Source organism: Rhodopseudomonas boonkerdii, from assembly GCF_021184025.1.
GTDB classification, from domain to species: Bacteria; Pseudomonadota; Alphaproteobacteria; order Rhizobiales; family Xanthobacteraceae; genus Tardiphaga; species Tardiphaga boonkerdii.
On record NZ_CP036537.1, the window covers coordinates 2744541 to 2768814 of the forward strand.

Below are 24274 nucleotides of genomic sequence, written 5' to 3' on the forward strand. Positions count from 1 at the left end.
TCGCTTCCATGGTCATTGCATGATGACCTCGCGCGATCACACGTCGAACCCCGCCCTGATGTCGCTCGACGCTGCCGCCAGCGCCGCGCGTTCGGGCTTTGCCTGTATGTTTTCTTCGTCGGACGAATATGAGACCGCTCTGATTGCCCAGCGCCGCGCGCAGGGGCGCTACGGCACCCAGAAGGGCCGCGGGCCGTTGATCGCCTTTATCACCACCTGCACGGCGGTGATCGCCACCGTCGTGGTTTACTTCGCGAAATCCTGACGCTGTCGACGGATTGCGCTTCATGCCATCCGGGGTACATTGCCCGACCGCAAAAAAGGGGTCGGAAACAATGATCACGGAAATCGCACAAATCGACGTCAAGCCGGGTACCGAAAAGGACTTTGAGGCGGCCGTCGCCAAGGCCAAACCACTGTTCCTGCGTGCCAAGGGCGGCCTCGGCTTCGAGCTGCACAAGTCGGTCGAACTGCCGTCGCGCTATCGGCTGGTGGCGAAATGGGAAACGCTGGAGAACCACACGGTGGATTTCCGCGGCTCTTCGGATTTCGCCGAATGGCGTGCACTCGTCGGTCCCTATTTCGAAACCCCGCCTTATGTCGAGCACACCGAAACGGTGCTGACGTCGTAATTGAAACTGTGCCGTAGGGCGGATGAGCCGAAGGCGCAATCCGCCGGCCGAGTTCAAAATGGAAACTCGGCGGCGGATTACGCTTTGCTCATCCGCCCTACGGTCGGAGTCATGCCGCTGCTGCTTCGTTCTCGTCCTCGCGCAGGAAGTCGATCACCACCTTGACGATCGCCAGCACCGGCAGCGCCAGTGCGAGTCCCCACACGCCGAACACCACGCCGAGCGTGATCTGGAATGCAAACAGGGTTGCCGGCGGAATATCCAGCGCCTGCCGCTGCAGGATCGGCGTCAGGATGTAGCTCTCCAGCGCATGCACGGCCATGAACAGCACGAATGCCGACGCGCCGGCGATCCAGCCCGAGGCGAGGCTGGCCAGCACCACGATGAGGCCGCCGAGGATGGCACCGACGGTCGGAATGAAAGCAAGCAGGCCAGCCTGCACGCCGAGAATGAACGCGCTGGGAATCCCGATCAGCTTGAGCCCGATCCAGGTCACGCCGCCAACGGCCACCATGGTGATCATCTGCGCGATCAGCCAGCGCTGCAGCGTGTCGCTGATGCGATCAACGACGATTGTCACCGGCCCCCGGCGTCTTTTTGGCGTCAATCGCAGCAGACCGCTGCGATAGACGCTCGGCTGCGCCGCAAAAGCGAGGCCAAGAAACAGCACGATGAAGAAATTGCCGACGGCGCCGACCGTGCCGAGCAGGATCTTCAGTGTCTGCGTCACGATGGCGCCGCCCGATGAGGCGATCGTCCCCGCGCTCGGCAGGTTGCTGGTGCGTGGGATCGGTGCAGTGCTCGGCGTTACCGTGCCGGGGATTTCCGGCGCGGCCGTGTCCTTCGTTTCGTCCTTGGATGCATCGGACAGGATGCTGTTGAAGTCGAAGTAGCTGGTATCGACGCCGTGCTGCTCAAGATAGGTCTTCACGCTGACGACCTGCGACTTCAGTGTTCCCGACAGCGTCCTGGCCTGGCTGGCGATGGTGGCGCCGCCGAGATAAAGCAGGCCGCCCAGCATCGCGGCGAGCACCACGCAGACAAGTGCCAGCCGCAGCGGATGCGGGCCGCCCATGACACGGCCCGCGAGCTGCGTCAGCGCGTTGAGGGCGACGCCGAGCAGGATGCCGGCAAAGACCAGAAACAGCGTTGCGGAGAAGTACCAGGCGAACACGACGAAAATCGTGAAGGACACCGTGACGATGCCGCCTATGGAAATCGCCCAGGCGAGATCGCTGCGCGTTTGGACATTAGGGGCTTCGGTCACTGTCAATCCTTTGCACTCGAAACGGGCTCACTGTCCCGTCAATTGCGTCGGGGATCAAGGCATATCGCCGTTGTGATCGGAGGTGAGGGGAACTGCACGACACGAGCGGGGTGGGTGCGCCTACATCCCTCAACAAAAAAGGCGCTCCGTTGCCGGAGCGCCTTGATTGTCGCCGATCGTTCGCGCCGATCAGTACGAATAGTACATTTCGAATTCGACCGGGTGCGGGGTCATTTCGAAGCGCTCGACGTCCTGCATCTTCAATTCGATGTAAGCATCGATGAAGTCGTCGTCGAACACGCCGCCGGCCTTCAGGAACGCACGATCCTTGTCGAGGTTCTCGAGGGCTTCACGCAGCGAGCCACAAACGGTCGGGATCTGCTTCAGCTCTTCCTTCGGCAGGTCGTAGAGATCCTTGTCCATCGCCGGACCCGGATCGATCTTGTTCTTGATGCCGTCGAGGCCGGCCATCAGCATCGCCGCGAAAGCGAGATAGGGGTTCGCCATCGGGTCCGGGAAGCGGACTTCCACGCGCTTCGCCTTCGGCGAGGTCGTGAACGGGATGCGGCACGAGGCCGAGCGGTTGCGCGCGGAGTAGGCGAGCAGCACCGGCGCCTCGTAGCCCGGGACCAGACGCTTGTAGGAGTTGGTCGACGGGTTGGTGAAGGCGTTGATCGCCTTGGCGTGCTTGATGATGCCGCCGATATAGTGGAGGCAGGTTTCCGACAGGTCGGCATATTTGTTGCCGGCGAAAGTCGGCTTGCCGTCCTTCCAGATCGACTGGTGCACATGCATGCCCGAGCCGTTGTCGCCGAAGATTGGCTTTGGCATGAAGGTGGCGGTCTTGCCGTAGATATGCGCGACCTGATGGATGCAGTATTTGTAGACCTGCATCTGGTCGGCCATGTGGGTCAGCGTGTCGAACTTCATGCCGAGTTCGTGCTGGGCCGACGCCACTTCGTGGTGATGCTTCTCGACCTTGACGCCCATGCGCGCCATGGCGCCGAGCATTTCCGAGCGCATGTCCTGCAGCGAGTCCTGCGGCGGGACGGGGAAGTAGCCGCCCTTGTTGCGGACGCGGTGGCCGAGATTGCCGCTCTCATATTCGGTGTCCGAGTTCGTCGGCAGTTCCGACGAGTCGAGCTTGAAGCCGGTGTTGTAGGGCTGCGCCGAGAAGCGCACGTCGTCGAACACGAAGAATTCGGCTTCCGGACCGACGAACACGGTGTCACCCACGCCCATGGCCTTGACCTGGGCTTCCGCCTTCTTGGCGATGCCGCGCGGGTCGCGGTTATAGGGCTCGCCGGTGCCGGGATCGAGCACGTCGCAGGTGATGACCATGGTGGTCTCGGCGAAGAACGGATCGATCACCGCGGTGGCGGGATCGAGCATCAGGGTCATGTCGGACTCGTTGATCGCCTTCCAGCCGGCGATCGAGGAGCCGTCGAACATGGTGCCTTCGGCAAAGATGTCTTCGTCGATCATCGAGACGTCGAAGGTGACGTGCTGCCATTTGCCGCGCGGATCGGTGAAACGCAGATCGACGTATTTGACGTCGTTGTCCTTGATGGATTGCAGGACTTCTTTGGCGGTCGTCATGGGTTTCCCTACCTTTTTTGCGGGCTGAATTCCGGACGTAACAACGGCCTATGACGAGAGGGTCACAGGCTTATGTCTTCAACAACAAGGAGCGGCAACAAGAAGGCTGCCGAAGCAGCCTCTTGCTGACGCCGCGAGACGTCGGAGAAATCGGATAGCATCGCCCTTGGAGAGCGTCCAGTCCGGCCGGTGAGCTTGCGCGCTGAGATTGCCGACAGGTGTCCCGGACGTGATGCGGTATGACGGCGTCTGTGCCGGTCCACGCGCAGCGGCGTTGGCGGCGATGCGATCGCATCGCCTGACGCTGCAGCGCGTCCGGGACAGGTGAAGGATGCGCGCTTAAATCGCGTCGAGGCCTGACTCGCCGGTGCGGATGCGCACGGCTTCCTCGATATTGGAGACGAAGATCTTACCGTCGCCGATGCGGCCCGTCTGTGCGGCGCGGCGGATCGCGTCGATCGCCTTCTCGACGAGGTCGTCGGAGATCACGATCTCGATCTTCACCTTGGGCAGGAAGTCGACGATGTATTCGGCACCGCGATACAGTTCGGCGTGGCCTTTCTGACGGCCGAAGCCCTTGGCCTCAGTGACGGTGATGCCTTGCAGTCCCACCTCCTGAAGCGCCTCCTTCACCTCGTCGAGCTTGAAGGGTTTGATGATGGCTTCGATCTTTTTCACTGAACGTCTCCCCGGCACTTCCAAACAGGCCGAAAGTTTCTGGACTTGAAGTTGCGTCGTTCCCGCATAGGAGCCGCGGGGCGAACGCGCAGGCAATTCGATACTCACATTCGGGCGGAGTTACGCTCCCGCCCGCTGAGCGTCGACGATTTCTCGCCGATGAGAGTGGACGACCAAGTCTCTCCATCATCTGCTGGTGGAGTGTCCAGGTCCGAAGTCGGCTTCCCTCAAAGCAGGGTCCGTGCCAAAATCGCCATGCGGCTATTTTTGAAGCATTTTCAGGTTTTTACTGCAGGTTGGACCGTGCTTGGCACAAGAATACCGCACCTCACCTGTCTATCAAGTAGGCACATTGATCAAATGAAGTGCAATCTGGGTTGGCCGCGCAGGTCAATGTCGCGCTTGCCTTCATAACAGGCGATACGGATGGCGATATGGAGCTCCTGACTACCGAGGAAATGGCCCGGGCCGACGCGCTGACGATCGCCGACGGTACGCCAGGTTTTGAATTGATGCGGGCAGCCGGTCGCGCTGTCGCCGACGCGGCGAACGATCTCGCCGAGGAAGGGGCGATCCTGGTGGTTGCCGGTCGCGGCAACAATGGCGGCGACGGGTTTGTCGCGGCGGCGGAGCTGGCGGCGCAGGGACGGGACGTGTCGGTGGTCCTGCTCTGCGATCGCGCGACGTTGAAGGGCGACGCTGCGCTCGCGGCGAAAGGGTGGAAAGGCGAGGTGCTGCCCTGCGATCCCTCGCTGATCGGATCACCCGCGCTGATTATCGATGCGCTGTTCGGCGCCGGGCTCGATCGTCCGGTGAAGGGCGATCCCAAGATCATGATCGATGCGATCAATGCGTCGGGTGTCCCCGTGCTGGCGGTCGATCTGCCGAGCGGGATCAACGGCAATTCCGGCGCTGTCATGGGTGCCGCCGTTCTGGCGACCGAGACCGTGACCTTTTTCCGTCCGAAGCCCGGTCACCTGCTGCTGCCCGGTCGCAGCTATTGCGGCAAGCTGCGGGTGATCGACATCGGCATCGACGACGGTGTTCTCGACCGGATCGGGCCGAAGGCGGCCGAAAACAACCCGGACCTCTGGGAGAGCGCGTTTCCGTTGCCGCGCGTCGACGGACACAAGTTCACCAAGGGGCACGCGGTGGTCGTCTCCGGCGACATCGCCGCGACGGGCGCAGCGCGGCTCTCCGCGCGGGCGGCGCTGCGGGGCGGAGCAGGGCTCGTTACGGTGGCGTCGCCACGCGATGCGCTGGCCGTCAATGCGGCGGCGCTGACCGCGGTCATGGTGCGGCCGGTCGATACGGCGGAGGAGTTCGCTCCCCTGATCAGGGGGAAGGTGAATGCCTGCATTATCGGACCGGGCGCGGGGATTGGCGCGAAGACGCGTGGCCTCGTTGCGGCAGGTCTGGCGGCCAAACGACGGCTGGTGCTCGACGCGGATGCGCTGACCAGTTTTGCCGATGCGCCGGATCGGCTGTTCGACATGATCAAGGCTGAGCCTGAATCTGAGGTCGTTCTGACGCCGCATGAAGGCGAATTCTCGAGAATATTCAGCTCCTTGAATGAAGAACCTGAGATTCAATCGAAGCTTGAACGTGTAACGCTCGCGGCCAATCGATCAGGTGCGGTGGTCGTCCTGAAAGGGGCGGATACGGTGGTCTCGTCCCCCGATGGCCGTGCCGCCATCGCCTCCAATGCACCGCCATGGTTGGCGACGGCCGGTTCCGGGGACGTCCTGGCGGGGCTGATCGGCGCGTTTCTGGCGCAGGGCGTGCCGGCCTTCGAGGCGGCCTGCATCGGCGTCTGGATGCATGGCGAGGCCGGCAGCGAGGCCGGGCCGGGGCTGATCGCGGAAGATCTGCCGGAGGTGATGCCGGCGGTGTTCCGGCGGCTTTATGACCGGCTTGGGATTCCCTACTGAGCTCAGCCGACCTCGTACCAGCGTACAAGGCGCGGAGCCGCCCATTCGGCGACGAAGGATTCGATCAACCAGCGGCCGGGATTGCGGGCGGTGAAGGCGATGCGCTGGGTCTGGCCGGGGTCGAGGGCCAGCGTGTCGAGCCAGAACGGTTTCCAGCCATCGTCGAGCCTGTCGAGCAGCCGGAAGTGGTGGCCGTGCATCTGCAGGATGACGGGACCAGCCGCCTTGTTAGCCAGAGTGAGAACCACCGGGCGTCCGGACCTGGCCTTGAAGGCCGGTGCCGTGGATGGGCCGAGGTCGAGCGGCCTGAGCCAACCGGTATCGGATGTGCCGATGGCAAGGTCGGCGCGCGTCGCGCTCTTGAGGTCGATCTGGGCCGGCAGGTCGTTGGCCGGCAGCGCGGGAGCGGCTGCGAGCGGCGCGGCGCGCAGCGGCGGATCCTTCAGCGTCACCAGCTGGCCGATGCGGCGGATGTCCTTGCCGTCGTGGAGTAGGATCGCCGTGACGGTTCCGGCGGCTTTGACGGTGTCGAGGAAGACATCGATGCGGGTGCCGGGCGCCAGCACGACCTGGTTGTTGCGCGCCGGGAACGGTTCCGCAGGCTGGCCGTCGATGGCCATCACGCGAACGTCCTGGTCTTCAAATTTTATAGCAATGACAGATCGTTGGCAGCCATTGATGAGACGGAGCCTGAGCCGTTCATTGGTCTTGACCGGAATGTCGTGGACCGCCTTGCGGTTGGCCAGAAACATCACCGCCGCGTCCTTGGGATCGACGCCCGGCGCCAGCAGCTTGCCGTCCGGCGCGATGCGGAAATCCTCGATCAGCAGCACTTCGTCGCGATCGACCTCGAGCGGATCTGTCTCCTGCACCACCATGCTGCGGACTTGCGACGGCAATGGCGCCCCGTCACCCAGCAGCCGCATATCCACATAGGACGTGCCGGCGCTGCGCATCGTCAGCTTGAACGCATCCCGGGCGCCGGTGCCGATCGGCTTGCGGTCAAGCAGCGGCGCGATGCCCGAAACGGCATTGATGCCGCGGCAGTTGAGCACAATGGGGCCGGGGAGCTGATTGACGATCTGAACGTCGATCTCGTCGCCGCGATTGAACCGCAAGGGTCCCTTCTGGGCGCTGTGCAGGGTTCCTGCCTCGGAGCTGGTTCCGGGACGAACGATCAGCGGGCCGGATTTCGCCTGCAATTCCAGAGCGGTAACTGCCTGGGCGAAAGTCGTTTGCGGCAGCAGCGGGGCGAGCAGGGCGCTGCCGGCGCCTGCCAGCAAGGTGCGACGGGTGAGGGCAAGAGGGCTGTTCGTCATGCGGAAATTCCGACCATTTCCCGGCGCGAAAGTCCAGTTGCGGCCGGTGCGGCAAGTGGCCTCCCGCCGGCCCATTTTTTTGCTGCGAATTGTCGTCTGCGTGTTATAAGCCCGCCGCTCGCGACATCGCGGCCGGACATGATGTTTTCTGCGGGCATGGCGGAATTGGTAGACGCGCTGGATTTAGGTTCCAGTGACGAAAGTTGTGGGGGTTCGAGTCCCTCTGCCCGCACCAACAAGCGCAAACGGCGTTTGACCATGATGATTTCCGGATTCGCATCCGCGAGGGGTTTGCCTCCGCGAAGGCGGATCGGCACTACCATCGGCGCAGGCTTTCCGGTCGCGCGTCGGACCAATTTGACACTGTTCGGCCGATGGCCGGACGAAGCGGGAAGAAGATTGACGCCATGCAGGTGAATGAGACCGTCTCCGACGGATTGAAGCGCGAATTCCAGATCAGCGTTCCGGCTGCCGACATCGAAGCCAAGGTCGATGCGCGCCTCGAGGACCTGAAGGGCAAGGTCAAGCTCAACGGCTTCCGTCCGGGCAAGGTTCCGGCCGGCCATCTGAAGCGCCTCTATGGCCGCTCGGTTGCCGCCGAGACCGTGGACGAACTGATCCGCACCACCAACACCCAGATCTTCACCGAGCGTAATCTCAAGCTCGCCACCGAGCCGAAGATCACCATGCCGACCGAAGAGAAGGAAGTGGAAGACATCCTCTCCGGCAAGGCCGACCTGAAATACTCGGTGGCCGTCGAGATCGTGCCGCCGATCGAGCTCGCCGACTTCAAGAGCTTCGAAGTCGAGAAGCCGGTCGCTGAGGTCAGCGATGCCGACGTGGACGAGTCGATCAAGCGCGTCGCCGACGCCAATCGCTCGTTTAACGAAAAGGCTGACGGCGCGAAGGCCGAGTCCGGCGACCGCGTGGTCGTGAACTTCAAGGGCACCATCGACGGAACCGCTTTCGAAGGCGGCACCGGCGAGGACATTCCGGTCCAGATCGGCTCCAACACCTTCATTCCCGGCTTCGAGGATCAGCTGATCGGAATCGCCAAGGGCGAGACCCGGACGCTCAAGGTGACGTTCCCGACCAATTACGCCAGCGAGACGCTAGCCGGTAAGGCTGCGGAATTCGAAACCACCGCTACCAAGGTGGAAGCGCCCGTCGATACCGTGATCGACGACGAGTTCGCCAAGTCGCTTGGCCTCGAATCGCTCGACAAGCTGAAGGAAGCTGCGCGCGAGCGTCTGGTTGCCGAATTCGCCGGCGCGACCCGCCAGCGCGTAAAGCGTCATCTGCTCGATCGTCTCGACGAGACCCACAAGTTCGATGCTCCGCCGTCGCTGATCGACGAGGAGTTCAAGCTGATGTGGAATTCGATCCAGCAGGAGATGGCGTCCTCGGGCAAGACTTTTGCCGACGAGAACACGACGGAAGAAGCTGCCCAGGAAGAGTATCGCAAGATCGCCGACCGCCGCGTGCGTCTCGGTCTCGTGCTCTCCGAGATCGGCGAGAAGAACAAGATTTCCGTTACCGATGACGAAATCAGCCGCGCCGTGATCGAGCGTGCCCGCTCCATGCCGGGCCGCGAGAAGGAAGTCTGGGACTTCTACCGCAACAACCCGCAGGCGCTCGCTCAGCTGCGCGCACCGATCTACGAGGACAAGGTCGTCGACTTCATCCTCGAACTCGCCAAGGTCACCGAGAAGAAGGTGTCCAAGGAAGATCTGTACAAGGACGAGGACGAGAAGGCGGCCTGAGCCTTCTCTGTCCCTCATGGTGAGGAGGCGCGACGCGCCGTCTCGAACCATGAGATGTCGGAGCTCCGAGCGTCCGGCCATCCTTCGAGACGCGCGCGGTAGGCGCGCTCCTCAGGATGAGGGCGGGGGGGCTCTTTAGAACCTTCTAATCGGAACGCCGGCTGGTCCCTTCAGCCGGCGTTTTCTCATTAAGGATACCGTCCGAATCAAGCCGCGGCCGTGCTCCATCGCTTTGCGATGGCCGCCAGAATCGGCTTGAACTGAGGGGGAGGGCGACGATCTGGCCTCTGGTCTTGTTGTTGCCCGATTGGCTCATATCTGTGGGCTCTTGTCTGACTTTCCTGCATCACGGGACATTCGCGCATTCCCGCCGCTTGTCTCCTCCGAACCTCTGGGTGCTTCATGCGCGATCCGATCGAAACCTATATGAACCTCGTTCCGATGGTGGTCGAGCAGACCAACCGGGGCGAGCGGGCATACGACATCTTCTCGCGCCTGCTGAAGGAGCGCATCATCTTCGTGACCGGTCCGGTGGAAGACGGCATGTCGACGCTGATCGTCGCGCAGCTGCTGTTCCTGGAAGCGGAAAATCCGAAGAAGGAAATCTCGATGTACATCAATTCGCCGGGTGGCGTGGTGACGTCGGGCCTGGCGATTTATGATACGATGCAGTTCATCCGCCCGCCGGTCTCCACGCTGTGCACCGGTCAGGCTGCGTCGATGGGGTCGCTGCTGCTGGCCGCCGGCGAGAAGGACATGCGCTTCGCGCTGCCCAACGCCCGCGTCATGGTTCACCAGCCTTCAGGCGGTTTCCAGGGCCAGGCCACCGACATCCTGATCCATGCCAAGGAAGTCGAGAGCCTGAAGCGCCGGCTCAACGAGATTTATGTGAAGCACACCGGCCGGCCCTACGAAGACATCCACAACGCGCTCGAGCGCGATAACTTCATGACCGCCGATCAGGCGCGCGATTTCGGGTTGATCGACAAGGTGATCGACAAGCGCGCCGAGGAAGCGACGCCCGCCAAGCCCGCCTAGGCGGAACAGGTCGGCAACATCAACAATGCCGGATCGCAGGCGCGGCCCGGCATAGCCTCCACGATATGAGGCGACCGATTTCAGAATGTCCCTTATCGGTACTCTGTGCCGATGCCCGGACACGAAAGTTCCGCTTTCGTACACGCCGGGCGCCTGTTATTCGCGATTGCCCTCCGAATTGTCCGGAGCACTCGCGCGGCGCGAGCAAATCGCGTAATCGTCATAACGGGTGATCGCTGTGCCGATTAGCGAATTCTTGAACATCGGCTGCCAGCATGGTTCGCTAGTGCGGATCGATTAGTATCGCGGAGATTCGATTTGGCCGCGGATTCGAGCGGCGATTTGGAACAAGGTCTTTTTTGGTACGGGAATTGCTCTATCTACGGGATATGACCCTGGAAGGGAGCGGACCGATCGAACGAAGATCGAACGGCGGACGGAGATAGGAATGAGTAAGGTCGGTACCAGCGACTCCAAGAACACGCTGTATTGTTCGTTCTGCGGCAAGAGCCAGCATGAAGTTCGCAAACTGATCGCGGGTCCCACCGTATTCATCTGTGACGAATGCGTCGAACTGTGCATGGATATCATCCGTGAGGAGAACAAGTCCTCGCTGGTGAAGTCGCGCGACGGCATCCCGACCCCGAAGGAAATCTGCAAGGTGCTCGATGACTATGTCATCGGCCAGTTCCATGCGAAGAAGGTTCTCTCGGTCGCGGTGCATAACCACTACAAGCGCCTCAACCACCAGACCAAGCACAACGATGTCGAGCTCGCGAAGTCGAACATCCTGCTGATCGGCCCCACCGGTTCGGGCAAGACGCTGCTCGCTCAGACGCTCGCCCGCATCCTCGATGTGCCGTTCACGATGGCCGATGCGACGACGCTGACCGAAGCCGGTTATGTCGGTGAGGACGTCGAGAACATCATCCTCAAGCTGCTGCAGGCGGCCGACTACAATGTCGAGCGCGCCCAGCGCGGCATCGTCTATATCGACGAAATCGACAAGATCTCGCGCAAGTCGGACAATCCGTCGATCACCCGCGACGTGTCGGGCGAGGGCGTGCAGCAGGCACTGCTGAAGATCATGGAAGGCACCGTTGCCTCGGTGCCTCCGCAGGGCGGCCGCAAGCATCCGCAGCAGGAATTCCTGCAGGTCGACACGACGAACATCCTGTTCATCTGCGGCGGCGCGTTCGCCGGTCTTGAAAAGATCATTTCGGGCCGCGGCCGCACCACCTCGATCGGTTTCGCGGCGCAGGTGCTTGCGCCGGAAGATCGCCGCACCGGTGAAATCTTCCGTCACGTCGAGCCCGAGGATCTGCTCAAGTACGGCCTGATCCCGGAATTCGTCGGCCGTCTCCCCGTCGTCGCGACGCTGGAAGACCTCGACGAGGCCTCGCTGAAGAAGATCCTGGTCGAGCCGAAGAACGCGCTGGTGAAGCAGTATCAGCGTCTGTTCGAGATGGAGAATATCGAGCTTACCTTCGCCGACGAGGCGCTGGGTGCGGTGGCCCGCAAGGCGATCGAGCGCAAGACGGGCGCCCGTGGCCTGCGGTCGATTCTCGAAGCCATCCTGCTCGAGACCATGTTCGATCTGCCCGGTCTGGAAGGTGTCGAGGAGGTCGTCATCTCCAAGGAAGTCGTGGATGGAACGGCGCGTCCGCTCTACATCTATGCAGACCGCTCCGACCGCGCGGCGGAGACCAGCGCCAGCGCCTGATCGGGCCGCGCGAAAGATCAGTGCGAGACACGGCTGCCGGGTATCCGGCGGCCGTTTTTCGTTGCGACGGTTCTTGTCCCGGACGCGACGCGGCGCGAGTGCCGTCCCACTGAGCCGGGACCGTATCGGGTGCCGGCGTTTGCGGCGGTCCCGGTTCAGCGGATGCACCGGGACAAGTGGATGATTCCGTAAACCGCCTTTGTTCATAGGTGTTTCCGTCACTTGACACCCCCCCAAGCCATAGCCACCTAATGACGGCGGCGAACACAAAATCTCCCTCTAGATTCGCCATAACTCTCCGGACAAGTAGAGCCTTTCGGACCTTCCAAGTTCTAACGGCCGAGCAAAGACGGAAATCGCACCTTGTGGTGGTTGCGTCATTCTGCGGACCGCGTGCAAGGGGGCAAAGCAAAAGGAACAGGCCATGACGACCTCCAAGCCCCGGCCAACCATTGTTCACGGCGAGAAGCACGCTTATCCCGTGCTGCCGCTGCGCGACATCGTCGTCTTCCCGCACATGATCGTGCCGCTCTTCGTCGGCCGCGAGAAATCCATTCGCGCGCTCGAAGAGGTGATGAAGAACGACGCCCTGATCATGCTCGCGACGCAGAAGAATGCGTCGGACGATGATCCGGCACCGGACGCCATCTATGAGACCGGCACGCTCGCCAGCGTGCTCCAGCTGCTCAAGCTGCCCGACGGCACCGTGAAGGTGCTGGTGGAAGGCCTCGAGCGCGCCAAGATCGAGAAGTACTCCGATCGCACCGAATATTACGAAGCGACTGCCGTTGCGCTTGCCGATACCGACGCGAAGAGCGTCGAGGCTGAAGCGCTGGCGCGTTCGGTCGTGTCCGACTTCGAGAGCTATGTGAAGCTCAACAAGAAGATCTCGGCCGAAGTCGTCGGCGTCGTGCAGGCGATCACCGATTTCGCCAAGCTCGCCGACACCGTCGCGTCGCATCTCGCCGTCAAGATCGCGGATCGCCAGGGCATCCTGGAAACGCTGTCCGTCACCGGGCGCCTGGAAAAGGTGCTGGGCTTGATGGAGAGCGAGATCTCGGTGCTGCAGGTCGAGAAGCGTATCCGCTCGCGCGTCAAGCGCCAGATGGAGAAGACGCAGCGCGAGTATTATCTCAACGAGCAGATGAAGGCGATCCAGAAGGAACTCGGCGACGACGAAGGTCGCGACGAGCTGGCCGACATCGAAGAGAAGATCGCCAAGACCAAGCTGTCGAAGGAAGCCCGCGAGAAGGCGCAGCACGAGCTGAAGAAGCTGCGCCAGATGTCGCCGATGTCCGCGGAAGCGACCGTCGTGCGCAACTATCTCGACTGGCTGCTGTCGATTCCGTGGGGCAAGAAGTCGAAGGTCAAGAAGGACCTCTCAGCCGCGCAGGCGATGCTGGACGAGGAGCACTACGGGCTTGAGAAGGTCAAGGACCGCATCGTCGAGTACCTCGCCGTGCAGTCGCGCGCCAACAAGCTGACGGGCCCGATCCTGTGCCTCGTCGGTCCTCCCGGCGTCGGCAAGACCTCGCTCGGCAAGTCGATCGCGAAGGCGACCGGACGCGAGTTCGTGCGCGTGTCGCTCGGCGGCGTGCGCGACGAAGCGGAGATCCGCGGTCATCGCCGGACCTATATCGGTTCGATGCCCGGCAAGATCATCCAGTCGATGCGCAAGGCGAAGACCTCGAACCCGCTGTTCCTGCTGGACGAGATCGACAAGATGGGCGCCGATTTCCGCGGCGATCCGTCGTCGGCTCTGCTCGAGGTTCTCGACCCCGAACAGAACGGCACCTTCGCCGATCACTATCTCGAAGTGGACTACGATCTGTCCAACGTGATGTTCATCACCACGGCGAACACCCTGAATATTCCGGGGCCGTTGATGGACCGCATGGAGCTGATCCGGATCGCCGGCTACACCGAGACGGAAAAGGTCGAGATCGCGCGCAAGCACCTGATCCCGGCCGCGCTGGCGAAGCATGGTCTGGACACCAAGGAATGGTCGATCGACGATGACGCTCTGTTGCTCCTGATCCGCCGTTACACCCGCGAAGCGGGTGTGCGTAACCTCGAGCGCGAAATCTCCACGCTGGCCCGCAAGGCTGTGAAGGAGCTGATGCTCTCGAAGAAGAAGGTGGTGAAGGTCACCGAGAAGAATCTCGAGGAATTCCTGGGCGTGCCCAAGTATCGCTTCGGGGAAATCGAGAGCGACGATCAGGTCGGTGTGGTCACCGGTCTCGCCTGGACGGATGTCGGTGGTGAGCTGCTCACCATCGAAGGCGTCATGATGCCCGGCAAGGGCCGCATGACCGTCACCGGCAACCTGCGTGACGTGATGAAGGAATCGATCTCGGCGGCGGCATCCTATGTCCGCTCGCGCGCGATCACCTTCGGGATCGAGCCGCCGCTGTTCGAGCGACGCGACATCCACGTCCACGTGCCCGAGGGCGCGACGCCGAAGGACGGTCCGTCCGCAGGCGTGGCGATGGCCACCACGATCGTGTCTGTCCTTACGGGCATTCCGATCAAGCACGATGTCGCCATGACCGGCGAGATCACGCTGCGCGGCCGTGTGCTGCCGATCGGCGGATTGAAGGAGAAGCTGTTGGCTGCGGCCCGCGGCGGCATCAAGACGGTCTTGATCCCCGAGGACAATGCCAAGGATCTCACCGAGATCCCGGACTCGATCAAGGGCGGGCTGAACATCATCCCGGTCGCCCGGATGGACGAGGTGATCGCCAATGCGCTGGTCCGCCAGCCGGAAGCGATCGACTGGGAAGAGGATGCCAAGCTGCCGGTGAAAACCGATGGCGAGGAAGCCTCCGGCGGTCTGACGGCGCACTAAGCGTCAACCCGATAAACGACATCAGCGGCGTCCTTCGGGGCGCCGCTTTTGTTTTGAGGCCATGGCATCGCCCGATGACGTGAGCTTGATCGGGCCGTGCCTGTCGATCGGCAAGTTGCGATGCTAGGCTCGGCTATGGAAAGATTGCGATGATGAGGGCGCTCATCCTGACAACATTGATGTCGCTGGCAGCCAGCGACGCTGCGCTATGTGAGCGGCTGGACAAGCGCTTTGGCGCCGAGCGCGAGCGTGGCTACCGCGCTGAGCGTGAATTCGAGGGCAGGGATTCGGGTTTCCACAACAGGGACCGCGCCAATTTCCTCGGTGCCAAGCAACCGGAACAGCCGAATCCCGAATGGCCGCGGCAGGACCTGCAAGCGCCTGCGGCGATTGGATTGCAGCGCTGAAGGACACTCTCGGCTTGCCGTCACACGACACGGGCGCTAAATAGGCGCCAACGGCATTCGCCTTGGGCGGCTAGCTCAGCTGGTTAGAGCATCTCGTTTACACCGAGAGGGTCGGGAGTTCGAATCTCTCGCCGCCTACCATTCCCGCTCCGATACCTGTCGCGGCGGTCAGCGCTCCGTTCCTTTCGCAATCTCGATGCCCTCGTTCAGCAGCGCCATGCGCAGCAGGTTGTAGGTGGTCTCCGACCGGCATGCATTCGCCAGCTTGAGGGCGTGCAGCATGGTGACGATCAGGTCGTCAGCGTCTTTTCCGCCTTGGATCACTTTCAGATGGCACTGTTTCATCGGGCGCTGGCTCTCTGGCGCGAGGCTTTGGCCGCGCCGAACACGGTGTCGTGGATCGCCACCTTGTCCCGCACGCGGGCGTGGCATTGCTCATTGACGTGGAACAGGACGGCGATGGTCGAATCGCCGTCGATCATGGCGGGCAGGCCGAGCGGTTCGATCTCGAAACCGAAGCTCTGCAGGATCGGGATTCGCAGGGGATTGATCACCGAGGTGAAGCCCGAGAGGCCTTCCATCATCCCGTATTCCTGGATCGCGGCGAGCAGCTCGAAATAGTGCCGGCTGCGGCGCTGCGACTTGCGCATGGCGAAGCGGGTGAGTTCGAGCACGTCGTGGCGACGGATGATGGCGCCTTCGACAAGATGAGGAAACTGTTCGCTCAGCATATGCGGCAACACCGTCGGATAGAGGCGATAGCCGCCCGCCACGGTGCCGATCTCGTCCGCCGCGACAAGATAAACCGCAGCGTCGTCGTCATACTGGTCGCGCTCGTGGGTGCCGTCGATGTCGAAATCGGTCCAGCCCCGTTCGCCGACGAAAATCTCGTGGCGAAGCCGGAACTGCTTGTCGAGGAGATCGCGATGATATCCGGCGTTGCCGCTATCGATGATCTCGATCATGAGAAGTGCTCCGCGCTGCGCTGCGGGGAGGGTTCTCATGGGCGGTCCTGTCGCGAAATTCCGTCGACTGGGGATTGACAAATCAGAAAGCGATCAATCCTCGCTTGATCGCTTCGGCTACGGCCTGCGCGCGCGTATGCGCGTTGAGTTTATGCATTGCCGCTGTCACCGTCTTGTTCACGGTGTCCTCGGAGATGCTGAGGATCACGCTCGTATCCCAGGCCGTCTTGCCGGCGGCGACCCAGTTCATGACCTCGCGCTCCCTTGCGCTGAGCACAGCCGTCTTCGTCTGCTGGCGCGAGCGCAGGATGGCAAAGCGGTTGAACGCATACATGGTGACGAGTTCGATCGCCGAATTCGCTTCCGGCGTGCGATCGACGTCGCGGCCTGCCAGCGACAGTCCGGCCTGATAACCGTTCATGCCATGCACCGGCGCGCAGAGGCCGAAACGCAGATCGTAGTCGACCGCGGCGATTTCCATGATGGACCGCGCCGCGGCGTTCATCTGGTCGAGCGGGAGGTCCGACCAGGCAAACATCTCCGCCTGCCTGCGAATGCGCGGGGCAAGGGGATCGTGTGCGTAGAAATTGGAGCTGCGATACTGCTCCGCCCAGCTTTTCGGCCAAGCCTGCCATAGCACGCGATCTTCGAACGGCTGGTGGCTTCCTGCCGAGATCAGGAAACAGACATGGTCATAGCCGAATGAGGCCGCGGTTCCGTTAATGACCTCGCCGATGGCGGCGGGAGATTGCGCAGCGCCGATCCGTTCGATCGCCGAGAGCGCATCCAGAAAGTATTTGCCCCTGAATGAACTCATAAGCGCCCCTGTCTCCGATCTGTATGAATTTCCGAACTACAGACTCGCTCGCCCATGTCCCGCGCCGAAGCGCTTCGCGGGCCGTTTTGAAACAGGATAGCGACGCGTGAGTCAGACGCAATCAGTCGGAAGACGAATGTGGAAGACGCCGAATGTGATCGGACGACGCGGCAGGAATAGCAGCTGAAGGCGTCCCGCTCCGTTTCACGGTTGCGGGTTACCAGAGCGGCAGTCTAGGCTGACCGCTCTTCCCAGATCATCGCCAGATGCACGATGGTTTCCGCTGCCTTCTCCATATCCTGCACGCTGACCCATTCGGTGCGGCCATGGAAGGCGTGTTCGCCGGCGAAAATGTTCGGGCAGGGCAGGCCCATGAAAGACAAGCGCGAGCCGTCCGTGCCGCCGCGAATGCTGCCCCGGACCGGCGTCAGGCCAGCACGCCGGATCGCCTCGATGGCGTAGTCGACGCCATGCGGATGCCGGTCGATCACCTGCTTCATGTTGCGATACTGTTCGGTGATCGCGATGGATGCGGTCGAGTGTGGATAGGAGGCCAGTACGTCATTGACGATGGATTGCAGCAGGGCTTCCTTCTCCTGCAGCCCCTCCGCGGTGAAATCGCGCACGATCAGGCTGAGGGTGGCCTGCTCCAGAGAACCGGAAATGCCGGTCGGGTGCAGGAAGCCTTGCCTGCCTTCCGTGGTCTCGGGCGAGCAGGTGTCTTTCGGCAGCCGCTCGACGATCGCCGCAGCAATCTTGATGGCATGCTCCATCTTGCCCTTGGCGAAGCCCGGATGGGCGGCGACGCCGGTGATGCTGATCACCGCTGCATCGGCGGAGAAGGTCTCGTCCTCGATATGGCCGGCGGTCTCGCCATCCATCGTATAGGCGAAATCGGCTGCGAGCTTTTTCAGATCGACCTTGTCGACGCCGCGGCCGATCTCCTCGTCCGGCGTGAACAGGATCTTGATGGTGCCGTGTCTGATGTCGGGATTGGCAATCAGGAAGCGCGCGGCGTCCATGATCTCGGCGATGCCGGCCTTGTTGTCGGCGCCAAGCAGGGTTGTGCCGTCGGTGGTGACGATATCGTGGCCGATCTGGTCGGCGAGCGCCGGATTGTCCCTGACGCGAATGATTTGCGTCTTATCTGCGGGCAGCACGATGTCGCCGCCCCGATAGTTACGGACGATCTGCGGCTTCACATCGGCGCCGCTGCAATCCGGCGACGTATCCATGTGCGAACAGAAGCAGATTACAGGTACGTGCTTGTCCGACGTCGCCGGAATTGTCGCATAGACATAGCCGTGTTCGTCGAGATGCGCGTCGGCCAAGCCGAGCTCCTGCAGCTCGCGCGCGAGCAGTGCGCCGAGGTCTTTCTGCTTGGCCGTCGAGGGACAGGTGGGGGAGGCCGGGTCGGACTGGGTGTCGATCACGACATAGCGCAGGAAGCGCTCGAGGACGTCATGCGTGAAAGAGATGGCCGACGTCGCTGTCATGGGTCACTCGCCAGAAATGGTTATCCGAAAATCTGCGGAGCGACGCTCCGGGCCGTGGCCCGAAGCGCGATGGCGAAAGCTACGGATCAAACCGCGTCCTTCAGCTCCTTGGCCGGCCGGAAGGCGACCTTCTTGCTGGCCTTGATCTGGATCTCTTCACCGGTGGCCGGGTTGCGGCCGGTGCGGGCGGCGCGGGTGCGGACCTGCAGGATACCGAGACCGACGATGCGGATGCGCTCGCCGTTCTTCAGATGCTCGGTCATCTTGCCGACCATGTCGGTGAGAATCTCTTCGGCCTTCTTCTTCGACAGTTCGTGGTTTTCGGCCAGGGCAGCCGCCAGATGCTTGAGGGTGATCGTCGCGGGCGCGGGCGCCTTCGCGGGCGTGTCAGGGGTATCTGCCATGAGAGCTGGCCTTTCCATTAGTAACCGTCACAAAACCTGGGACGCCCGAGGGCTTAGACGATTCGGCGCGAAGCCGCCTATGTCGTTTTGCCCGTAAAATATGGGGTTATTTGCATTCGCTGCCTTGAAACGGCCGAACCGTGGACGGGTGGGGACGGTTCAAAAAGGTCTCGCCAAGCTGCTTGACTTCGTCATGACCTCCCTTTATGTCCAGCCTCACTGCGGGACACAGTCCACGTCCACGCGGGAGTAGCTCAGTTGGTTAGAGCGCCGCCCTGTCACGGCGGAGGCCGCGGGTTCGAGTCCCGTCTCTCGCGCCATTCCAGCCGGAATGGTGATCGTCAGCAGAAATCCTCACATCAAGATCTCTTCCGATATACCGCCTCCGACATGTCGTGCGATGCGTGCGCATCTGCGGCAACGATAGTGCGTGTCTGGATTCCCGTTATTTCCAGCGCTTCGCGCTCAGAATGAATCCGCTAGCGCGATTTCGTCGCGCAGGGCCTGAATCCGCCGCGCCGCCTCGGCGCGGGTCAGCGACGCTTCGAACTGCCGGGGCTGATAGGCCTCGATCGCCAGCGACTTCAGCGTCAATGCCTGGCTGCGTGTCATAGGTCCGGACAACCGGTCAAGCAGGGCGCCGGCATGATCGGCACTCGGGGGAGCCATCACGGGAGCGACGGAAAGTGGGGCAGGGGTCATCAAGGCCTCCGGTCGTTCGGGCAGAGAGAGAGCTCTTGCTATAAAGTTCTTGTTTTGTTCTATACTCGATATCTCCGGTCTCGCCAAGATAAATCTCCGAATCGTCCGATCCGTCGATACGGCTGCGCCGATCGCAGGACGCAGCCGTATTTTTCGTAAATGTCTTCCGCGTTACCGCAGGACCTCGGCATTACCGGCGTTCGTCACGCCGGCGCTGCCCGGTTTCATCGCATCATCTTCTGCGCATTCAGAAGGTGCATATTGCAGCCGCGCACGTCCCCGTTGGAGATCGCCGTATTCGCCATGCCGATCTCGCGATTCATCATCATCTTCTGCGGGCCGTCGGCCATGCCGGTGGCCTTGTCGTTCACTTTCATCATGTTATCGCCGCTGCACCCCATCATCAGCGGCTTGGCCGATGCGGGGGCGAGAGCAAGGACGGAAAGCGCTGCTGCCGTGATCAAGAACTTCGTCATGGGAACCCCTTGTCATTGGATAGGCCAGCACAGCACTGGCTAACAGGATACGAATTTCCTGGGATTTGGTTCGCCGTCAGAATGAATTTTTCGACGGTGCGTTGCAGCACGCTCCGGAAGGCGGCCGCACGGCCTGCTGGTTGACCGGGCTCGATGTGTCCACACGTTGGCCGGACGAAGGGCTGGGAATGATGCATTTGCCTGTGGCATTCCTTCGCTGCTCCGCGGCTTCGTTCAATCTTCTGAAACCTATCGGGAAGGTTGGGTTTTCACACGAAAAGGTGTGGCCTTGAGAGACTGCTGGCATTGCCCTGCCATAAGGCGTAACGCGCATGGCTGGATGGAAAACTGTCAACATTCCTCGTCTTGCATGGCTTGTTGCGCTGCGCTAAGGCTCAGAACCATTCCAATGTTCGAATCTGTGGCAGTTTCCGCGCCACGGGGTTAGGGATCGCCGATGAACGGCATCTTGCAGAATTATCTTCCACTTGTGGTCTTCATCGGCATCGCTTCCGTCATCGGTTTGTCGTTGCTGATCGCGCCATTCCTCGTCGCTTATCAGAGCCCGGATCCGGAAAAGCTGTCCGCGTATGAATGCGGATTCAACGCTTTTGACGATGCCCGCATGAAGTTCGATGTGCGCTTCTATCTGGTGGCGATTCTCTTCATCATTTTCGACCTCGAAGTCGCGTTCCTGTTTCCGTGGGCGGTGGCATTCGGCAAGGTGGGCATCGCCGGCTTCTGGTCGATGATCGTGTTTCTCGGCGTGCTTACCGTCGGCTTCGCCTATGAATGGAAGAAAGGCGCGCTCGAATGGGATTGAGCTCCGCAACCGCACCGGCTCCTGCGATCGCGCAGGCGCCGCGTGGCATCATCGATCCGTCCACCGGCAAGCCGGTCGGCGCGAACGATCCGTATTTCCTCGAGGTCAATGCCGAGCTGTCCGACAAGGGCTTCTTCGTCGCTGCGGCTGACGACCTGATCACCTGGGCGCGCACCGGCTCGCTGATGTGGATGACCTTCGGTCTCGCCTGCTGCGCGGTCGAGATGATGCAAGTGTCGATGCCGCGTTACGACGTGGAGCGTTTCGGCTTCGCGCCGCGTGCTTCGCCGCGCCAGTCGGATGTGATGATCGTTGCCGGCACGCTGACCAACAAGATGGCGCCGGCGCTGCGCAAGGTCTATGACCAGATGCCGGAGCCTCGCTATGTGATCTCGATGGGATCATGCGCCAATGGCGGCGGCTACTACCACTATTCCTATTCAGTGGTCCGCGGTTGTGACCGCATCGTGCCGATCGACATCTATGTGCCCGGCTGCCCGCCCACCGCAGAAGCCCTGCTCTACGGGGTGTTGCTGCTGCAGAAGAAGATCCGGCGAGTCGGCACCATCGAACGGTAATCTTGCGAACGCTAAGACTGCGAACCTTTAAGGCTATGTCATGGACGATGTGAGACTCGACACACTGGGTCAGACGATTGTCGGCGCCCTTCCTGGTGCCGCTCTCTCGCATTCGGTCGCGTACGGCCAGCTGACGATCGTCGCGGAAGCGTCGGGGATCGTCGAGGTCATGCGCTTCCTGCGTGACGATCCCGGCTGTCGTTTCGTCAATTTCACTGACGCCACCGCGGTCGACTATCCCGGCCGCGAGAAGCGTTTCGACGTCGTCTATCATCTGATGTCGCCGTTCTTGAACGTGCGTCTGCGCGTGAAGATCGCGGCATCGGAAACCACGCAGGTGCCGTCGATCATCGACGTGTTTCCTGGCGCCGACTGGTTCGAGCGCGAGGCCTATGACCTCTATGGCGTGATCTTCGTCGGCCATCCCGACATGCGTCGTCTGCTGACGGATTACGGCTTCGACGGCCATCCGCTGCGCAAGGATTTTCCGCTCACCGGTTTCGTCGAGGTTCGTTACGACGATCAGGAAAAGCGCGTGATCTATGAGCCGGTTCGGCTCAATCAGGAATTCCGCAAGTTCGACTTCCTGTCGCCATGGGAAGGCGCCGACTATCCGGTGCTGCCCGGCGACGAGAAGGCAGGGGTTAAGTGATGAACGATCAGCCCGGCGTCCGTAATTTTACGATCAACTTTGGTCCGCAGCATCCGGCGGCCCACGGTGTGTTGCGTCTGGTCCTCGAACTCGACGGTGAAATCGTCGAGCGCGTCGATCCGCATATCGGCCTGCTTCACCGCGGCACTGAGAAGCTGATCGAGCAGAAGACCTATATGCAGGCGATCCCGTATTTCGATCGCCTCGATTACGTCGCGCCGATGAATCAGGAGCACGCCTTCTGTCTCGCTGCGGAAAAGCTGCTCGGCATCGCCGTGCCGCGTCGTGGCCAACTGATCCGCGTGCTGTATTCGGAGATCGGCCGCATCCTGTCGCATCTGCTCAACGTCACCACGCAGGCGATGGACGTCGGCGCGCTGACCCCGCCGCTGTGGGGCTTCGAAGAGCGCGAGAAGCTGATGGTGTTTTATGAGCGCGCCTCGGGTTCGCGCATGCATGCCGCGTTCTTCCGCGTCGGCGGCGTGCATCAGGATCTGCCGCCCGCGCTGATCAACGACATCGACGCCTGGTGCGATGCCTTCCCGCAAGTGCTCGACGATCTCGAGACACTGCTCACCAACAACCGCATCTTCAAGCAGCGCAACGTCGATATCGGCGTGGTGAAACTGGAAGACGCCTGGAAGTGGGGCTTCTCCGGCGTGATGGTGCGCGGCTCCGGCGCGTCGTGGGATCTGCGCAAGGCGCAGCCCTATGAATGCTATGCCGAGATGGATTTCGACATTCCGATCGGCAAGAACGGCGACTGCTACGATCGCTACTGCATCCGCGTCGAGGAGATGCGGCAGTCGACGAAGATCATGAAGCAGTGCATCGCCAAACTGCGCGCGGCTGACGGGCAGGGACCTGTCGTGGTCGACGATCACAAGATTTCGCCACCGCGTCGCGGCGAGATGAAGCGCTCGATGGAAGCGCTGATCCATCACTTCAAACTCTATACCGAGGGCGTTCGCGTGCCCGAGGGCGAGGTCTATGCCGCCGTGGAAGCGCCGAAGGGCGAGTTCGGCGTGTACCTGGTCTCGGACGGCAGCAACAAGCCGTACAAGTGCAAGATCCGCGCACCGGGTTTCGCGCATCTGCAGGCGATGGATTTCCTGTGCCGCGGCCACCAGCTCGCTGACGTGTCCGCCATCCTCGGCTCCATCGACATCGTGTTCGGAGAGGTCGATCGGTGACGTTGACGCCGCCCATCCAGTTCGATCGCGTATCGGGCGTGCTCCAGGGAGTGAATCTCTGGGAGCGCACGATGTCGTGCGTGCTGGCTGCGGGGGCAAAGATGTCGGCCTCGTTCTCTCATCGCGGCTACAACATGTGCGCCAACCTGATGCGCCGGACTGTGCTGCCGGCGCGCGATCTCGTGGTGAGCCTGAATGCAGACGCGCTGTTCGCGTTCCCGTTCGGCGACGGTTACTGGAGCAAGCTGCTGGATCGCGGCTTTTCCTATGAAGACGAGCTCGAACTGCTGTTCAAGAACTCGGTCGATGTCGACTACACGCTGCTCGATTGCGGCGCGAATTATGGCTACTGGTCGGTGCTGGTGTCGAGCGCGCCGTTCGGTTCGCACAAGGCGATCGCCATCGAGCCGTCGGGGGAGAATTTCCCGAAGCTTGCCAACAACGCCCGGATCAATGGTGACCGCTTCGAGGTCATCAAGTGCGCGATCGGCTCGGCGCGCGGCACGGCACGTCTGTCCGGCACCAAGCATGAGGCCTTCAGCATCGCGGGCGATCAGAGTGCCGGCGAGGAAGTGTCTGTCATCGCGCTCGACAACCTGCTCGATGACGGCAAGCTGTCGGCGGGCGGAAAATATCTCATCAAGCTCGACGTCGAGGGCGTCGAGATCGAGGCCATCAAGGGCGGCCCGCGTCTGCTGCAAGGCGACTCGGTCATCATGTGCGAAGAGCATGGCAATGACCCCGCCCATACGGTCTCGCGCTACATTCTGGATCAGACACCGCTGTCGCTGATCGTGCATGATCCCGTCACCAACCGCTTCGAAACCGTGACCGAGCCGTCGATTCTCGACCGCATCAAGGTGTCCAAACACGTTGGCTACAATGTGTTCGGTACCTCCAGTGCGTTCTGGCTCGATCGCTTCAATCGCCTGAATGCGAGCGCGGCGCGCCGCGCTCACTGAG

General features: G+C 61.8%; 24 protein-coding genes and 3 tRNA genes. 16 read left to right on the forward strand and 11 right to left on the reverse strand.

Annotation, left to right across the window (positions count from 1 at the left end):
* Positions 1-19: 19 nt before the first annotated feature.
* Both E0H22_RS12720 and E0H22_RS12725 read left to right on the forward strand, forming a co-directional pair.
* Entirely contained in the window at positions 20-265 is a 246-nt protein-coding gene (locus E0H22_RS12720; protein WP_233025987.1) for a hypothetical protein, read from the forward strand.
* Between the two features lie 70 nt (positions 266-335).
* Positions 336-632, forward strand: coding sequence for an antibiotic biosynthesis monooxygenase family protein (locus tag E0H22_RS12725; RefSeq protein ID WP_233025988.1), 297 nt, complete (start codon positions 336-338; stop codon positions 630-632).
* Between the two features lie 109 nt (positions 633-741).
* On the opposite strand, the gene E0H22_RS12730 is transcribed toward E0H22_RS12725, so the two are convergent.
* The 3 genes from E0H22_RS12730 to E0H22_RS12740 form a co-directional block, all read right to left on the reverse strand.
* Complete coding sequence (locus E0H22_RS12730) at positions 742-1905, reverse strand: AI-2E family transporter (protein ID WP_233025989.1); 1164 nt, start codon at positions 1903-1905, stop codon at positions 742-744.
* A 183-nt stretch (positions 1906-2088) separates the two neighbouring features.
* Positions 2089-3498, reverse strand: a complete 1410-nt coding sequence (gene glnA / locus E0H22_RS12735; protein WP_233025990.1) for a type I glutamate--ammonia ligase — start codon at positions 3496-3498, stop codon at positions 2089-2091.
* A 339-nt stretch (positions 3499-3837) separates the two neighbouring features.
* The gene (locus E0H22_RS12740; protein WP_143573288.1) at positions 3838-4176 is read right to left on the reverse strand and encodes a P-II family nitrogen regulator; all 339 of its coding nucleotides are present in this window, start codon (positions 4174-4176) and stop codon (positions 3838-3840) included.
* A 434-nt stretch (positions 4177-4610) separates the two neighbouring features.
* On the opposite strand from E0H22_RS12740, the gene E0H22_RS12745 reads away from it, so the two are divergent.
* Positions 4611-6107, forward strand: coding sequence for an NAD(P)H-hydrate dehydratase (locus tag E0H22_RS12745; protein ID WP_233025991.1), 1497 nt, complete (start codon positions 4611-4613; stop codon positions 6105-6107).
* A gap of 2 nt (positions 6108-6109) precedes the next feature.
* Here E0H22_RS12745 and E0H22_RS12750 read toward each other — a convergent pair whose 3' ends face one another.
* The gene (locus tag E0H22_RS12750) at positions 6110-7426 is read right to left on the reverse strand and encodes a multicopper oxidase family protein (RefSeq protein WP_233025992.1); all 1317 of its coding nucleotides are present in this window, start codon (positions 7424-7426) and stop codon (positions 6110-6112) included.
* Positions 7427-7576: 150 nt separating this feature from the next.
* Here E0H22_RS12750 and E0H22_RS12755 point away from each other — a divergent pair.
* From E0H22_RS12755 to E0H22_RS12785, 7 genes are all read left to right on the forward strand, one after another.
* Positions 7577-7661: transfer RNA gene (locus tag E0H22_RS12755), tRNA-Leu, on the forward strand.
* A gap of 172 nt (positions 7662-7833) precedes the next feature.
* Positions 7834-9189, forward strand: a complete 1356-nt coding sequence (tig, locus tag E0H22_RS12760) for a trigger factor (RefSeq protein WP_233025993.1) — start codon at positions 7834-7836, stop codon at positions 9187-9189.
* Between the two features lie 402 nt (positions 9190-9591).
* Positions 9592-10227, forward strand: coding sequence for an ATP-dependent Clp protease proteolytic subunit (locus E0H22_RS12765; RefSeq protein ID WP_233025994.1), 636 nt, complete (start codon positions 9592-9594; stop codon positions 10225-10227).
* A gap of 448 nt (positions 10228-10675) precedes the next feature.
* Entirely contained in the window at positions 10676-11950 is a 1275-nt protein-coding gene (gene clpX / locus E0H22_RS12770) for an ATP-dependent Clp protease ATP-binding subunit ClpX (RefSeq protein WP_211908820.1), read from the forward strand.
* Positions 11951-12374: 424 nt separating this feature from the next.
* Positions 12375-14798, forward strand: a complete 2424-nt coding sequence (lon, locus tag E0H22_RS12775; RefSeq protein ID WP_233025995.1) for an endopeptidase La — start codon at positions 12375-12377, stop codon at positions 14796-14798.
* A gap of 149 nt (positions 14799-14947) precedes the next feature.
* Positions 14948-15205, forward strand: coding sequence for a hypothetical protein (locus E0H22_RS12780; RefSeq protein WP_233025996.1), 258 nt, complete (start codon positions 14948-14950; stop codon positions 15203-15205).
* A gap of 64 nt (positions 15206-15269) precedes the next feature.
* A tRNA-Val gene (locus E0H22_RS12785) sits at positions 15270-15346 on the forward strand.
* A 27-nt stretch (positions 15347-15373) separates the two neighbouring features.
* Here the strand turns inward: E0H22_RS12785 and E0H22_RS12790 are convergent.
* The 5 genes from E0H22_RS12790 to E0H22_RS12810 form a co-directional block, all read right to left on the reverse strand.
* Positions 15374-15550 (reverse strand): hypothetical protein, encoded by a 177-nt coding sequence (locus E0H22_RS12790; protein ID WP_233025997.1) that lies wholly within the window; start codon positions 15548-15550, stop codon positions 15374-15376.
* Positions 15547-16170, reverse strand: a complete 624-nt coding sequence (locus E0H22_RS12795; protein WP_233025998.1) for an acyl-homoserine-lactone synthase — start codon at positions 16168-16170, stop codon at positions 15547-15549. Before E0H22_RS12795 ends, E0H22_RS12790 begins: the two co-directional genes overlap by 4 nt.
* An 82-nt stretch (positions 16171-16252) precedes the next feature.
* On the reverse strand, positions 16253-16987 hold the full coding sequence (locus E0H22_RS12800) for a LuxR family transcriptional regulator (RefSeq protein WP_233025999.1): 735 nt from the start codon (positions 16985-16987) through the stop codon (positions 16253-16255).
* 233 nt (positions 16988-17220) lie between these two features.
* Positions 17221-18483, reverse strand: coding sequence for a peptidase T (pepT, locus tag E0H22_RS12805; protein ID WP_233026000.1), 1263 nt, complete (start codon positions 18481-18483; stop codon positions 17221-17223).
* 86 nt (positions 18484-18569) lie between these two features.
* Entirely contained in the window at positions 18570-18887 is a 318-nt protein-coding gene (locus E0H22_RS12810; protein ID WP_233026001.1) for an HU family DNA-binding protein, read from the reverse strand.
* 243 nt (positions 18888-19130) lie between these two features.
* On the opposite strand from E0H22_RS12810, the gene E0H22_RS12815 reads away from it, so the two are divergent.
* Positions 19131-19207 (forward strand) — tRNA-Asp (locus E0H22_RS12815).
* 145 nt (positions 19208-19352) lie between these two features.
* On the opposite strand, the gene E0H22_RS12820 is transcribed toward E0H22_RS12815, so the two are convergent.
* Together E0H22_RS12820 and E0H22_RS12825 are read right to left on the reverse strand one after the other, a co-directional pair.
* Positions 19353-19589: a DUF3072 domain-containing protein gene (locus E0H22_RS12820; RefSeq protein ID WP_233026002.1), complete on the reverse strand. Its 237-nt coding sequence runs from the start codon at positions 19587-19589 to the stop codon at positions 19353-19355.
* A gap of 224 nt (positions 19590-19813) precedes the next feature.
* Complete coding sequence (locus tag E0H22_RS12825; RefSeq protein WP_233026003.1) at positions 19814-20065, reverse strand: hypothetical protein; 252 nt, start codon at positions 20063-20065, stop codon at positions 19814-19816.
* 457 nt (positions 20066-20522) lie between these two features.
* Here E0H22_RS12825 and E0H22_RS12830 point away from each other — a divergent pair, with 457 nt between their 5' ends.
* From E0H22_RS12830 to E0H22_RS12850, 5 genes are read left to right on the forward strand one after another with little or no spacing between them, the layout of a single operon-like run.
* Positions 20523-20888 (forward strand): NADH-quinone oxidoreductase subunit A, encoded by a 366-nt coding sequence (locus E0H22_RS12830; protein ID WP_233026004.1) that lies wholly within the window; start codon positions 20523-20525, stop codon positions 20886-20888.
* The gene (locus E0H22_RS12835) at positions 20879-21466 is read left to right on the forward strand and encodes a NuoB/complex I 20 kDa subunit family protein (protein WP_233026005.1); all 588 of its coding nucleotides are present in this window, start codon (positions 20879-20881) and stop codon (positions 21464-21466) included. Before E0H22_RS12830 ends, E0H22_RS12835 begins: the two co-directional genes overlap by 10 nt.
* Before the next feature lie 40 nt (positions 21467-21506).
* A complete protein-coding gene (locus E0H22_RS12840) occupies positions 21507-22118 on the forward strand; it encodes an NADH-quinone oxidoreductase subunit C (RefSeq protein WP_233026006.1) in 612 nt (203 codons plus the stop codon).
* Entirely contained in the window at positions 22118-23311 is a 1194-nt protein-coding gene (locus E0H22_RS12845) for an NADH-quinone oxidoreductase subunit D (protein WP_233026007.1), read from the forward strand. Before E0H22_RS12840 ends, E0H22_RS12845 begins: the two co-directional genes overlap by 1 nt.
* The gene (locus E0H22_RS12850; RefSeq protein ID WP_233026008.1) at positions 23308-24273 is read left to right on the forward strand and encodes an FkbM family methyltransferase; all 966 of its coding nucleotides are present in this window, start codon (positions 23308-23310) and stop codon (positions 24271-24273) included. The genes E0H22_RS12845 and E0H22_RS12850 overlap by 4 nt, the downstream gene beginning before the upstream one ends.
* The last annotated feature ends 1 nt before the right edge of the window (position 24274 follow it).